Genomic DNA, 13,678 nt, shown 5'->3' on the forward strand with positions numbered 1-13,678 from the left:
AGCGCTTAGCTAACATTGCATCGTAGAGCACCAATTAGAAATGCGATCAAACCACCCGTTACGAGATGTATTAGCGAAGCAAATCTTTGGTGCTACCTTGACCCTCCGGAACGAGTAGGCAGCCGCACACTCGTTCGAACCGCTGTTCAGCGCGACCGCGCTCCGACCTTAACCAGCGTAAAAATACGTTTTGAATGCGCCGTTCTACCTCATCGGCTCCAACGGCAGCTACTTCCATGTCCGGAGGGCACTTTAACAGGTCAAAAAGATCATCTTCTGTAGTAGAAAGAAAGCGCCTAGTCTGCTCGTCAAAATGGATAAAATGGGGTCTTCCTTCCTCATCCCGTAAGAGCAAATATACTTGTGGTCGACTACCAGTATAATAGCGAGCGGAGGCAAGGTCATTAAGGAGCGCTAATGCTTCCGATTGATGCTGTAGTAGGGTACGGGAGTGATCAAGAAAGGGACTGGTTCCAGTAAACTCTTCCAGTTCCTCAAGAGAAACTTCTTTAAGTCGCGCGACTTTTATGCGGGATAGATCACCAATATCTCCGTATCGTACCGATTCTTCATTGGAAAGTAAGGGAAGCTCACTAAACTGCTGGGCCTTTTCAGTCCTTTCAAGAAGTCGATTTAGTCGCTTTCTTATCCGGTTACTTACCTCGTGCAAATGTGTCTCCACCGGGCCAAAGTCATAGATAAAAGTGTAAAACGAAACCGTTCGTGGCTCTTTCCACAGACGTAAAACACGCCCCGCCCGCTGAATGAGGACATCAGGGGTCCAAGGCATATCGTAGTTGATTACTACACTGGCATCCTGAAGATTCACTCCAGTGGATAATGCATTGGTAGTGATTAGTATATCAATATCCTTTTTCCTGAATTTGCCTTCAATTTTGCCGTCATTGGCGACTGGTGCAAACCTTTTAATTAATTCTAAAGTGTCCGATTCAAATTTGCGCTGCTGAACAACATCCCTTCTTTTTTCTACTGTACTGCAAATTGTGATTTCTGGAAAGTCAACTTGCAGTTTTTCTTCAAGGTATAGCGCAGTGCGTAGGTATTCGCAGAAAATCAACACTTTCGTGTTAGCAAGTTTACCCCGAAATAATTCTTTCAAAACAAAATATTTGGGGTCAGCATCAGGAGGTAGCGCCTCCAATCGATCTATGATGGGTCGAATGAGTTCACGCCGTCTCTCCAAAGTGCAGGCATACTTAACTTCCTTCTTTCCCTGCCCCTCCAATAACGGTTTATCAGCTACGACGTAGCGTAAACTGTTGATTAACGTAGCTGGAGAACTACTCCAGGCATATTCTATAAGATTTCGTACCCTAGTATTTGTATAGTGCCACAACCCCTTCCTATCACGGTATTTCAAGGTATCGTGATTGAAAACACCCGATTTAATTAGGCTTGAAATTTCCTTTTCAAGAGGAAGAAAGGACGTGATCGAATGAATATCTACAGAGGGTATCCAGCGTTTGTTCTCACGAAACAGAATGTAACTTCCACCATTGCCCTTTATAGCATAATCTTTGGCCACCTGGGAAGTGCTTATAACAGTGGCCACGGGCAGGCGTATGAACCGATCAAAAAATCTTCCTGCTCAAGTACACTCCAGGCATGAGCCGACAGTTTGTCGTCCAGCAGTTGCCAAAACACTCCCCTCCCTTTTTCGTCAAATTCTGCGGGCGGGGCAGTGTGAGGTAATAGCTTGAGTTGATTGTTGATGTCGCTCACACCCTTAGAATAAGGTGTCGCGGTGAGCAGGAGAATCAGTGCTTTACGTTCACGAACTAGTGGTTCGAGTCGTTTGAAACTTCGCCGAAGTGCGGTAGCGTCTGCTTTAACTCTGTTGCGAAAATGCTGACTTTCGTCGATGATGATTAGGTAGCGGTTGTCCACATACTTGAGGGCCTTTTCTACCTCTTTAAGAGCTTTACCGCTACGACTAACGTCTAGTAAGTTTCTTGTAAAGATTTCCGCATTCAGCGGGGTAGTACGAATTGACTCTTTCCAATCGGGGTGAACTTGCTTTGGAGAAAAAATTATCACATTGGTAATGCGCCTTTGGTGGGCCAGCCGAACGGCCACGTGCGTAGCCATCACCGTCTTGCCCAAACCCGTAGAGGCAACGAGCATGGCTCCCCGGTACTGATCCAGTTGGCGCAGCACCCGCTCGATAACGGCCTTTTGGTAGTCGACCGGATACTTGTACTCCGGTCTTAAATCAAGCGGCTGTTCCTCCCGCAGCAGGACATGCAGGGTCTTCAGATAGATATCAAACGGCCGATCCAGCGCTAGCCATCGGAGCAACGCATCCAGTAATTCCTGCGTCAGATCCTCCGTAGCGTCCGAATCCCATTTGGACTGGAAGGTATCGACGTAGTACTGTACCCGATCGCTTTCCTCCACCGGAGTAAGGTTTTCTACGTTGTTTTTCAAGCCGCTGTGCGTAAGATTAGCTGAACCGGCGAGCACATACGTATCATCAAAAATGTACACCTTTCCGTGGTTTCCCCATTGTGCCCGGCCCTCTATCGCGGCACCTTCGGTATGGCCGATGAACAGTTGGCGGTTTTTCAGACAGCATACTAGCTCGATGACCGCCGCTCGCCGGTCGGCTACGTCCCAGCTTGCCAGGTGAGCCAGTATGTTTTCGATAACCGCCTCGCGAAGTTTTTCCCGGTCGTTCTCGTCAAAACCTAGCAGCAGCCGTACTCGTACCGCGCCCAAGTGGGGCCGGATAAGGTCGTATCCCTGTACCGTAAAGTAACCAGTTGCGACATCGACAGATCGCTCGGCACGCTGCAGGTAGGGTTTGAGTGCCTCAACGGCATTACTGGACCAGTGGTCGATCGGACGATCAGTAGAAGTAGACATAGCGTGGTACCCGGATTGCCGGGTACTTAAAGTAAAGGGTTTTAGCCCTTTTTATTTTGCCGTGCCGTTAGGGTAACGCCAGGATTCTTCCCATATCCGGGAAAATCACCATCTTAGGCGCACACTCATCTCAGTCCGCGCTTTTGCGCCCACCCCATGAACCAGACCCCCGAGCAACTCGCCCGCGACCGCATCGACCGACATCTGCGGCAGGCGGGCTGGGAAGTACAGGATAAAAACGGCGTCGACCTTTACGCCAACGACGGCGTAGCCGTGCGGGAGTTCCAGACCAACGAGGGACCGGCCGACTACGTGCTGTTCGTCAAGCAGCAGCCGGTAGGCGTGATCGAGGCGAAGCGGGAAGAGGCCGGCATGAACATTACGGTGGTGGAGGAGCAGAGCCTGCGCTACCTCACCGCCGGCATGAAGTTCGTGAGTACCGACAAGCTCTGCTTCGCCTACGAGAGTACCGGCGAGATCACCCGCTTCACCGACTACCGCGATCCACTGCCCCGCAGCCGCGAGGTCTTCAGTTTCCACCGCCCGGAAACCCTGCTCGCCTGGGCGACCACGGCACCCGCGCTCCGCCGCCGCCTAAAGGAGCACATGCCGCCCCTGCCCGAGCAAGGATTGCGGCCCGCGCAGATCGAGGCCATCAATAATCTGGAGCGGTCGTTCGCCGACAACCGGCCGCGGGCCCTCATCCAGATGGCCACCGGGGCGGGCAAGACCTTCACGGCCTGCACCTTCGTGTACCGCCTCTTGAAGCACGCCAAGGCCCGGCGCGTACTCTTCCTGGTCGATACCCGCAACCTCGGCGAACAGGCCGAGCAGGCCTTCCTGAGCTACCAGCCGCGCGACGACAACCGCAAGTTCAGCGAACTCTACAACGTGCAGCGGCTCACGAGCAGCCACGTGGCCGGCGACAGCCAGGTGGTGATATCCACCATCCAGCGGCTCTACGCCACGCTGAAGGGAGAGGAACTGGACCCTACTGCCGAGGAGGAGGACCCCAACGAGAGCGGTGGCTGGCGCAAGAAGGAACCGCTGCCCGTGGTATACAACGAGCGCCACCCCATCGAGGAGTTTGACTTCGTGGTGATCGACGAGTGCCACCGCAGCATCTACAACCTCTGGCGGCAGGTGCTCGACTACTACGACGCCTTTCTGATCGGCCTCACGGCTACCCCCGACAGCCGCACCTACGGCTTCTTCAATAAGAACGTCGTGAGCGAGTACACCTACGAGCAGTCGGTGGCCGACGGAGTCAACGTACCCTACGACGTCTACACCATCGAGACCCGTATCACGAAGGCGGGCGGCCTCATCCCCAAGTCGGAGCGGCGCATCGAGCAGCGCGAGAAGCTGAGCCGCCGCCGCCGCTGGGAGGCCATCGACGAGGACGTGGAGTACGAGGCGCGGCAGCTCGACCGCGACGTGGTGAGTCCCGACCAGATCCGCACCATCATCCGCGAGTTCCGGCGGGTATTGCCCGGGCTGTTTCCCGACCGCTACCACGCCGACGGCACCTTCGAGGTGCCCAAGACGCTGGTGTTCGCCAAGAGCGACAGCCACGCCGACGACATCATCCAGTGCGTACGCGAGGAGTTCGGGCAGGGCAACGACTTCTGCAAGAAGGTGACGTATAAGTCCGACGAAGACCCCAAAAGCGTGCTCAACCAGTTCCGCAACTCCTGGAACCCGCGCGTGGCCGTGACCGTGGACATGATCGCCACCGGCACCGACGTGAAGCCGCTGGAGGTACTGCTCTTCCTGCGCGACGTAAAGAGCAGCAACTACTTCGAGCAAATGAAGGGCCGCGGCACCCGCACCATCGACTTCGACGCGCTGCGGGACGTGAGCGGTACCGCCAAACATGCCAAGACCCACTTCGTGATTATCGACGCCGTGGGGGCCACCGAGAGCAAGAAGACCGTCAGCCGCCCCCTCGAGCGCAAGCCCGGCGTACCCCTCAAAGACCTGCTTGGTGCCGTCAAGATGGGCGTGCGCGACGAGGAACTCTTCAGCAGCCTCGCCAACCGCCTCATCCGGCTGGAAAAGCAGGTGACCCCCGACGAGCGCGCGCAGTTTGAACAACTCGCGGGCGGGCGCAGCATCAAGCAGGCCGTCAAACAACTGCTGGACGCCTACGACCCCGACGTACAGGATGCGGCGCGGACGCAGGTGCAAAGCGAACTCCGGGGAGCCGCGCCCGACGACATCGACCGGGCCACCGAGCAGGCCCTCGAAGACCTGACCCGCAACGCGGCCCGCATCTTCAACGGCGCGCTGTGCGAGTACGTGGAGAACGTGCGCAAGGTGCACAGCCAGGTGATCGACCACGTGAGCGTGGACGAGGTACTGCGCAGCGAAGCGGCCGGCTTCAGCCAGGAGCGAAGCAAGGAGGTGGTCAGGGACTTTCAAGGCTGGCTGCGCGAGCACGCCGAAGAGATCACGGCCCTGGACATCTACTTCCGCCACCCCCACCGGCGGCGGGAAGTCACCTTCGCCATGGTCAAGAGCCTGCTCGCTACCCTGAAGGCCGACCGGCCCAACCTCGCCCCGCCCTACGTGTGGGAGGCCTACGCCAAGCTGGAGGAGGTCAAGGGCGGCAAGCCCGAAAGCGAACTGGTGGCCCTGGTGAGCCTGCTGCGGCGGGTGGCCGGTCCGGACGAGCGGTTGACCGACTACCCCGGACAGGTGGACCGCAACTACAAGCGGTGGATCTTCGCCCGCAACAACGACGGCGGCGTGGTCAAATTCACGGAGGAGCAACTGGACTGGCTGCGCATGATTCGCGACCACGTCAAGCAGAGCTTCCACCTTGAGCCCGATGACCTGGACTACGCCCCCTTCGACCAGCGCGGTGGGCGGGGCGGCATGTTCCGCGCCTTTGGTGCGGAGATGAATGCCGTTATTGCGGAAATGAATGAAATATTGGTGGCATGATGAAGGAAGGGTGGAATGAGATTAAGTTTGGTGAAGTTTTGAAGGTCAGTTCCGGCAAAGGTCTACCAAGGTCAAAACAAGATTCTCATGGAACATGCCCCGTATATGGCGGAAACGGAGTTATGGGGCACCATTCCGAATACATGTATGCGGATTCTAAGTTAATCATAGGAAGAGTTGGGGCTCAGTGCGGAAATACTCACATTACATCTCCGAATTCATGGATCACAGATAACGCCTTTGTAGCAGACTTTGATGAAAAGCTCTACGATAAGCAGTTTTTATGGTATCTCATCCAAGAGATGAGACTCATTCGATATTCTAAATCGACTGCTCAACCCGTAATCTCAGGAAGATCCATTTATGGGATACGCCTAGACCTCCCCCCCCTCCCCGAGCAACGCGCCATCGTAGCCAAGCTGGAGCGGCTCTTCGCGGAGCTGGACCGCAGCGTGGCGGAGCTGGAGGCGGCCCGGGAGAAGCTGGGGGTGTACCGGCAGAGGGTGTTGAAGGAGGCGTTTAGTGGGCGGTTGACTGAGGGGTGGCGGGTATTAAAGGATGTTGATTTCGATTATCCAAGTGTAAAAATTGGAACTGTAAGTAAAGTAGGTACAGGAGCAACTCCGAAACGTGGAAATCCTCTGTACTGGAAGAATGGAAATATACCTTGGATTACTAGTGGCGCCTTAAATAGTGCAAAAGTGACCCAGGCTTCTGATTTTATTACGGAGGTAGCTATTAAAGAGACTAATGCCTCCATTTTTCCAAAGCACACCCTGTTGATTGCCATGTATGGAGAAGGCAAAACGCGGGGTAAATGTGCCGAACTTCTATTGGAAGCTGCGACCAACCAAGCTATTGCAGGCGTCGAACTTGATACACAAATGGCGTTTTTGCCTTTTGTTAAGTATTCATTCGAGAGAATGTATCATGAAATTAGAACTAAGTCATCCGGAGGAGTGCAGCCAAATTTGAATCTAACCATTATTAGGAATATAGAGATTCCGCTGCCTGCGATCGATGAGCAAATGGCTATCGTTGACGAAATAGAAACCCGCTTCTCCGTAGCCGACAAGCTCGAGCAGGAGATTACGGAGAACCTCGAGCGGGCGCGAGGCTTGCGGCAGGGGGTGTTGAAGCGGGCCTTTGCTGGGGAGTTGGTCCACTAAAATTCAAGATACCGTTATGATTTATCTTGACGAAAACGGTCAGAGACTGCGTAGGCTCTTGATTGAAAATGCTTTCAACAACGGAAAGCCAGTATACTATTCAACGGCTGCCGAATGGATAAAGGACGAGCTTGGATATGCACATTCCCAGGAGTTTGCAAATCTTCTTGGAGATGTGAGCGAGTATGAATATGAGAGCTCACCACAGCGCCCGTTTCTCTCTGCAACGGTGATATATAAAAACCCAAGTAGGAGTGTAAAGTATGATGCACGATATGGAGATGGGCTCATCAATCGCGCTTTAGCGATGGGTTTAGATAAGAAGTCCAATTTTGATCCGTTGAGTTTCGGTAGAGATGAAGAATCCGCTGCCTTTAAATTCTGGAGTCATTTATCGCGTTACAAGCAATTTAAAGATTACGTGCCGCCCATAGCTCAAGAACCGGCCGAACCAATTGCATATAGTGCACCAACAGTTCCCTTCTTTACTGTCGAAGAAATGGGTTTGTTTCATGAACTGGCTGGGAGACAATATTTAGAACAGAGTATAGGGGAAGCAATCAAAGAAACAATCAATAAAAAAGTTCGCTTCTGGCAGGAGCAATTGCTCAGCCGTTTCAACATGACTGATACAAACGTTAGCGAAAATTGGCAACAATCTGGTAACATCAAGAAGTATATATGGGGTCGCTTGAACCGGCCAGAAGATGAAGAAGCGGACGTTTTTTTTACGATTGACGCTATGGGTACGGAGAATCGCTTAAAGGCCCGCCTAGGATATAATTTTGGAAGAACAAATCATTTTTCTTCATACCAGATAAACAGACTCGAGGAAATTACAGCGTCCAATACCGATTTCTTTTCCGTGCCGGCACAGGAACTTCAAGGATGGGACTGGGAACGACTAGTGGTCGCAACCAATAGGTTTATTGATCGAAAGTGGGAAGCCTACCAGTCCGCAATCGAATATGTCCGTGGAATTACCACTGCATCACAAGAATCAAGACTGCGAACAGGTAATTTTCCAGTTGCACCAGCGGCCGCATCTGCCGAAGACAATACTGACGCTCCAATTGATCCAACAGGGAGTGGGCAAGATTTTGCCGCTCTCGCTCAGCGTAGGCATGTGATCGGTGAGGAAGGGGAAGATTACGTGCGCGATATATTAGAAGTAGAATACCCGGATTGGTCTTTCGAAAAGATGCCCGCCGGATCACGCTATGATATACGCGGCAAAACAGAAGGACAACCAGATATTGAGGTAGAAGTAAAAACTACCACGAGCACAGACGAGAGTGCGCCATTCTACGTGAGTGTTTCCGAATTGGAATACGCTAAGCGAACTACAAATTGCTATTACCTATACCGAGTGACGGGGCTAGGAGGCGATCAACAGAAAGTTGCTTACCGGCTCACGCGCGATGAATTGATGAAACGCACTCGGACAGCGATTACATTTCAAATTGAAGGCAAATAAATGTCAGATCAAAATAGTCAAGTATACGTAGTCCGCGCTGGCCGCCATGGCGAGCGTGAAGCCGCTGCTCTGGAAGCGAACGTGGCGACCATCGGTTTCGACAACATTGGTGATCTCACTCAGTATAAATCAAAGGAGGAGGTTAAGGCCCAGTTTGCCGAGCAGTATCCGGATAAGAGCGCGGTAGCCATCGGCAACTGGGCGGGGCAAGTTTGGCGCTTCAGTCACGAAATTCCGGTTGGTGCAACGATCATACTACCGAGTAAGATGCAGTCTACCATTCACGTAGGCCGGGTAACGGGACCGTATTACTACTCTGACGATCCAAACATGCTACACTGCTTGCCGGTGGATTGGAAGGCGGAAGTCCCCCGTACCTCATTTGACAAAGACCTGCTGTACTCCTTTGGCACCCTACTTACAGTGGCCTCAATTAAGCGGGAAGCCGGCGCGGAACGTATTTGGAATGCGGTGGAGGGTAAGCCCACGCCGGTGGTCAATCGGCCTAAGTCAAAAGAAAGCAAAGAAGTCAGCGAAGCGGAAGAGTCCGAAGTTGACCTGGTACAGCAAGCCGAAGATGACATTGTCCGCCATTTGAATCGCAGCATCGACGGGCACGATTTTGCTGATCTCGTTACGGAATTACTTGAAGTTCAGGGCTACGTCAGTCAGACAAGTACGCCGGGGGCAGACGGTGGCGTCGACATCCTGGCGGGGTCTGGTCCATTGGGTTTTCAGGAACCACGGGTATGCGTACAAGTAAAATTTACCTCGGCAACGGTAGACGTGCGAGTGCTCCGAGAATTGCAGGGAGTAATGCGCCGTACGAAGGCGGATCATGGGTTGCTCGTCTCGTGGAGCGGTTTCAACCGATCCGTGCTAAAGGAAGCGCGAGACGATCACTTTTTTATTCGTCTTTGGTCTCAGCGAGAGGTGTTAGAGGAGATATATCGTCATTACGATAAGCTGAGTGAAAAATGGCGGGCGCGGGTGCCGCTGCGGCGGATTTGGGCGTTGGTTTCTGAAGGGGAGGGATAGCTTGCGACGTTTAAGGACCGATAGTCGATAACGGTTGTTGAGAAGCTTTACATAAGCTGATTACCTTTTCGACTACATTCTTAATTAATTTAGTTCGAAGGGTTTCATCAAACAGTTTTGCCATTTCCTCTGGATCACCGAAATTGAACAAATTGTCTTGCCAGGGCCACCATTTAATTCCCTTCATATTTTGATGAAAGAACTTAATCTCACCAAGACGCATATCAACTGTTGACCGGATAGGTTCGTCTTTGTGGGTGACGATTCCATAGACGGTCCGATCATTCACGCAAGTAGCCTGGCCCTGAATTTCAACACGGGCTACAGATGGCCACTTCTTGTGAGTTATTACCAGTGAGGTCCAGCTATTCGTGGCCATATCGCTGAAGCTTTTATTCTCCGGGTTGATGGACCAGCCTTCGTCGAGTTCAGCGGTTAATCTATCGGTAAGTTCCGCTATGAAATTAGTGACGGCTTCCACCCGGACCGCTTCTATCTGCTTACTCACCAAGTCAGCTGCGATATAGTTATTTTGGATTGCTGTTTTGAGTTCTTCAATCATTTCGTCGTTGGTTAGCTGCCCAGTGAGTTTTCGCACTAGAACAACATATTGTTTAATGGTTTCCCGAAGCGGTGCGTGATCCACGGCTTTCTCCCGGCAACGCTGCAGCCAGGTCAAAAGGTCATCACCGTAGGACACCCGATGGTATTCTATTGCCCCGTGCAAACTTTTACTTTTTTTGGCACCATCTTTTGAGTCACGGCCATCAAGAGTCAGATAGATGAGTACGCTCCCCTCCGCATCGCGGGCATGCAGGAACTGACTGTAGCGTTCCAACTGGTTTTCCTGATCCCCAGCGTGTATCTTATTTTCGATGATAGCTTGACGTTCACCGGTTTCCAGGAAGATGTCTGCCCGACCACGTGGAAGTCGCTTCTCCGCTTCAACCGACGTCTGGTCAGTTATGGGAAATTCTATACGAGCCACCTCAAAAAATAATTCGGCGAATACTCTGCCCATTCCGTGCGTTCCAAGTGGGTTAAGGAGATCCATAATAAAGGCTGAGTGTAGATACTCTTCATCGTGTTCCTTCCGCAGCAGCGAGAAGATGTTAAAGGACTCCTTCTTGAGTTTAGTGATGCGGTCGTTATTGGCCTTGATTCTTGCAACCTGACTGAGGAGCTGGTTTACGCTGCTCCTGTCGAATGTGGAATTGGTGGTCATTTATAGATGATCGTTACTTATTTGCGCAGTGATATGCGGTGGTAGCCAAGCTACTTATTAAAAATGGAATTCAGCGTATATGCGCCAACGCGGGTATGGGCTATTGATCTACCGCTTGCTGGAGAAAAGCTCGAGGTAATCCTTGAATTCGAAAAGCTTCTCCCTGCCGGAAGTGGGCCTCTCCTGTAAAATATCAATTTCCTGCAGAGCCTGGAGAAGACGACTGGAAGTATTTTCCGACTTTCCTATCAGTTCCGCCGCTTCCGTGATCGTGATGACTGGACGCAAGTACAGGGCATCCATGACGATACGGGCATCCTCAGCCTTCCTACCCAGGGTCAGCAGCGTCGCGTCAACTGACTTTGATAATTTTAGAATTCCGTCGAATGTCCGGATTCCGTCGCGGGCGGTTTCCGCCACGCCGACGAGGAAGAAGCGGAGCCATTGCTTGAGGTCGTTTTTCGCGTGTACGCCGGAAAGGTTATCGTAGTAAAGTCGCCGGTTGCGCTCAAAGAAGTCAGATAGGTAAAGTACGGGACTTCGTAGGGTGCCGGTGCTGATCAAATACAGCGTGATTAGCAATCTCCCCACCCGTCCGTTACCGTCCAGAAACGGATGAATGGTTTCAAATTGATAGTGCAGGATGGCGGCGCGCAGCAGGTCGGGTAGCGGGTGTTCCTGGTCATTTGCGAAGTATTCAAGGTCGGAAAGCAATCTTCCTACCTCACCAGCGGGCGGGGGCACGAAAACCGCATCGGAGATGCTCGCGCCGCCGATCCAGTTTTGGCTGTTCCTGAACTCCCCGGGCATCTTATGCTGCCCCCGTACCCCTGCTAACAGCATGCCGTGGGCTTCCCGAATCAGGCGCGAAGAGATGGGTAGCTCCGTAAGTCGGTTGATGGAGTGCTTCATTGCCGCGATGTAGTTGGTGACCTCTTCCCAGTCCTGCCGGCGATCCTGCGGCAATTCCTCCCGGTGCATGAAGGCTTCGGCGAATTCCGTTCTGGTCCCCTCGATGCGGTTGGACTCTACTGCTTCCTTGGTCAGGTGCATGCTGATGAAGAGGTCAATGTTAACGTAGCCCGAGAATGCATCAAGTCGCCCCAACTCAATGTCGGCTTTGCTCAATAAATGGATGATTTCCGGATCACTGATTTCCCATTTACGATTGACGGGGTTTGGTATGAATGCGCGGTAATAGCCCTGATTCACCCATTTTCCGGCCACAAACTTCATCATAGCTGCTTTTTTGAAGTAACATACGGATTTGTCTTCAAAAAAGGTCCAGTTGTGAAGATTGAGATGAAGTTAGCTTCATCTCCCGCGCGGTTAGAAACCGCTTTTTGCTTTCGCGGTCGGAGACCGCCTTTTACTACCTTGCACCTGCGCCCTGCCGCGCCTACCTCACTTAATTAGTCTCTATGTCTCAATCCGCTATCGTATCCAAGGTCTGGTCCTTTGCCAATGTACTGCGGGACGACGGGGTAGGCTACGGCGACTACCTGGAGCAGATCACGTACCTGCTCTTCCTAAAAATGGCGGACGAGCTGACCAAGCCACCCTACGGCAAGATGATCAACTTCCCCCGCCTAAAGGACGTCGAGGGGAACGAGATTCCGGACGGCGACGTCTGCAACTGGGAAACGCTGAGCAGCAAGCGCGGGGCTGAGCTAGAAGCCTTCTACGGGCAGATGCTGCGGACGCTGGCTACGGAGCCGGGCATGCTCGGACAGATATTCGTGAAGAGCCAGAACAAGATCCAGGATCCCGCTAAATTGCTCAAGGTGATAAACATGATCGACGAGCAGGAATGGAGCCTGCTGGACGCCGATGTGAAGGGAGACATCTACGAAGGCTTACTGGAGAAGAACGCGGAAGACACCAAAAGCGGGGCTGGGCAGTACTTCACGCCGCGGCCGCTCATCCGGGCCATGGTGGCCTGCCTCCGGCCGGAACCGCTGAAAACGATCATCGACCCGGCCTGCGGTACGGGCGGCTTTTTTCTGTCGGCCTACGATTATATCGTCCGCGAGCACCAGCTGGACCGGGAAGAGAAGAAGTTTCTCAAGAATGATACCTTTCACGGCAACGAAATCGTGGCCAACACCCGTCGACTGTGCCTGATGAACATGTTCCTCCACAACATTGGAGAGATAGACGGGGAGCCGAGTATCAGCCCCAACGACGCGCTAATCAGCGACGACGGCAGTCGCTACGATTACGTGCTGGCCAATCCGCCCTTCGGCAAGAAGAGCAGCATGACCATCACCAACGAAGCGGGCGAGCAGGAGCGGCAGGACCTCACCTACAATCGACAGGACTTCTGGGCCACTACCAGCAACAAACAACTAAACTTCCTGCAGCATATCCGTACCCTGCTGAAAACTAATGGTAAGGCTGCCGTGGTGCTGCCGGACAACGTGCTCTTCGAGGGCGGCGCCGGAGAAACCGTGCGTAAGGAACTCCTCAAGAGTACGGACCTGCATACGATCCTGCGGCTACCTACGGGCATATTCTACGCCCACGGCGTGAAGGCTAACGTGCTGTTCTTCGACAACAACCCCGCCGCTCCCGCTCCGTGGACAAAGGAGGTGTGGATCTACGACTACCGTACCAACGTACACCACACGCTTAAAAAGCGTCCGCTACGCTTGGAAGACCTGCAGCCCTTCATCGATGTCTACCACCCGGGCAACCGCGCCGCGCGCACGGAGGAGCCCGAGGGCCGCTGGCGCAAGTTCAGCTACGACGAGATTGTCGCCCGCGATAAGACCAACCTCGACATCTTCTGGCTGCGCGACGAAAGCCTCACCGACCTCGAAAATCTTCCCGAGCCGGACGTGCTGGCGGAAGAGATCATTGAGAGTTTGGAAGCTGCGCTGGAGGGGTTCCGGAGTGTGGCAGGGGAATTGACTGGTGAGTAAACGACGCAAT

General features: G+C 53.1%; 9 protein-coding genes. 5 read left to right on the forward strand and 4 right to left on the reverse strand.

Annotated features, from left to right (window positions below):
* Positions 1-70 precede the first annotated feature (70 nt).
* Both DQG19_RS08545 and DQG19_RS08550 read right to left on the reverse strand, forming a co-directional pair.
* Positions 71-1,546: a helicase-related protein gene (locus DQG19_RS08545; protein ID WP_157974411.1), complete on the reverse strand. Its 1,476-nt coding sequence runs from the start codon at positions 1,544-1,546 to the stop codon at positions 71-73.
* 11 nt (positions 1,547-1,557) lie between these two features.
* Positions 1,558-2,886, reverse strand: a complete 1,329-nt coding sequence (locus DQG19_RS08550; protein WP_116125841.1) for a phospholipase D-like domain-containing protein — start codon at positions 2,884-2,886, stop codon at positions 1,558-1,560.
* 156 nt (positions 2,887-3,042) lie between these two features.
* Between DQG19_RS08550 and DQG19_RS08555 the strand changes: the two genes are divergently transcribed.
* Genes DQG19_RS08555 through DQG19_RS08570 form a run of 4 tightly spaced genes read left to right on the forward strand, consistent with a single transcriptional unit; the run spans position 3,043 to position 9,519 of the window.
* A complete protein-coding gene (locus DQG19_RS08555) occupies positions 3,043-5,835 on the forward strand; it encodes a DEAD/DEAH box helicase family protein (RefSeq protein WP_116125842.1) in 2,793 nt (930 codons plus the stop codon).
* A complete protein-coding gene (locus DQG19_RS08560) occupies positions 5,832-7,004 on the forward strand; it encodes a restriction endonuclease subunit S (RefSeq protein ID WP_116125843.1) in 1,173 nt (390 codons plus the stop codon). The genes DQG19_RS08555 and DQG19_RS08560 overlap by 4 nt, the downstream gene beginning before the upstream one ends.
* A gap of 16 nt (positions 7,005-7,020) precedes the next feature.
* The gene (locus DQG19_RS08565) at positions 7,021-8,481 is read left to right on the forward strand and encodes a DUF3883 domain-containing protein (RefSeq protein ID WP_116125844.1); all 1,461 of its coding nucleotides are present in this window, start codon (positions 7,021-7,023) and stop codon (positions 8,479-8,481) included.
* The gene (locus DQG19_RS08570; protein ID WP_116125845.1) at positions 8,482-9,519 is read left to right on the forward strand and encodes a restriction endonuclease; all 1,038 of its coding nucleotides are present in this window, start codon (positions 8,482-8,484) and stop codon (positions 9,517-9,519) included.
* A 10-nt stretch (positions 9,520-9,529) separates the two neighbouring features.
* Here DQG19_RS08570 and DQG19_RS08575 read toward each other — a convergent pair whose 3' ends face one another.
* Positions 9,530-10,744, reverse strand: a complete 1,215-nt coding sequence (locus DQG19_RS08575) for a PD-(D/E)XK nuclease family protein (RefSeq protein ID WP_116125846.1) — start codon at positions 10,742-10,744, stop codon at positions 9,530-9,532.
* A gap of 108 nt (positions 10,745-10,852) precedes the next feature.
* Complete coding sequence (locus DQG19_RS08580) at positions 10,853-11,983, reverse strand: Fic family protein (RefSeq protein WP_116125847.1); 1,131 nt, start codon at positions 11,981-11,983, stop codon at positions 10,853-10,855.
* A gap of 182 nt (positions 11,984-12,165) precedes the next feature.
* On the opposite strand from DQG19_RS08580, the gene DQG19_RS08585 reads away from it, so the two are divergent.
* On the forward strand, positions 12,166-13,668 hold the full coding sequence (locus tag DQG19_RS08585) for a class I SAM-dependent DNA methyltransferase (RefSeq protein ID WP_116125848.1): 1,503 nt from the start codon (positions 12,166-12,168) through the stop codon (positions 13,666-13,668).
* The last annotated feature ends 10 nt before the right edge of the window (positions 13,669-13,678 follow it).

The sequence above is a fragment of the Lewinella sp. IMCC34183 genome (assembly GCF_003390915.1).
Classification (GTDB): domain Bacteria; phylum Bacteroidota; class Bacteroidia; order Chitinophagales; family Saprospiraceae; genus Neolewinella.

What these genes read in the sequence shown, in the direction of transcription:
- DQG19_RS08550 (WP_116125841.1), bottom strand. Translation starts at nt 2,886, where the DNA reads ATGTCTACTTCTACTGATCGTCCGATCGACCACTGGTCCAGTAATGCC.
- DQG19_RS08555 (WP_116125842.1), top strand. Translation starts at nt 3,043, where the DNA reads ATGAACCAGACCCCCGAGCAACTCGCCCGCGACCGCATCGACCGACAT.
- DQG19_RS08560 (WP_116125843.1), top strand. Translation starts at nt 5,832, where the DNA reads ATGATGAAGGAAGGGTGGAATGAGATTAAGTTTGGTGAAGTTTTGAAG.
- DQG19_RS08565 (WP_116125844.1), top strand. Translation starts at nt 7,021, where the DNA reads ATGATTTATCTTGACGAAAACGGTCAGAGACTGCGTAGGCTCTTGATT.
- DQG19_RS08570 (WP_116125845.1), top strand. Translation starts at nt 8,482, where the DNA reads ATGTCAGATCAAAATAGTCAAGTATACGTAGTCCGCGCTGGCCGCCAT.
- DQG19_RS08575 (WP_116125846.1), bottom strand. Translation starts at nt 10,744, where the DNA reads ATGACCACCAATTCCACATTCGACAGGAGCAGCGTAAACCAGCTCCTC.
- DQG19_RS08580 (WP_116125847.1), bottom strand. Translation starts at nt 11,983, where the DNA reads ATGATGAAGTTTGTGGCCGGAAAATGGGTGAATCAGGGCTATTACCGC.
- DQG19_RS08585 (WP_116125848.1), top strand. Translation starts at nt 12,166, where the DNA reads ATGTCTCAATCCGCTATCGTATCCAAGGTCTGGTCCTTTGCCAATGTA.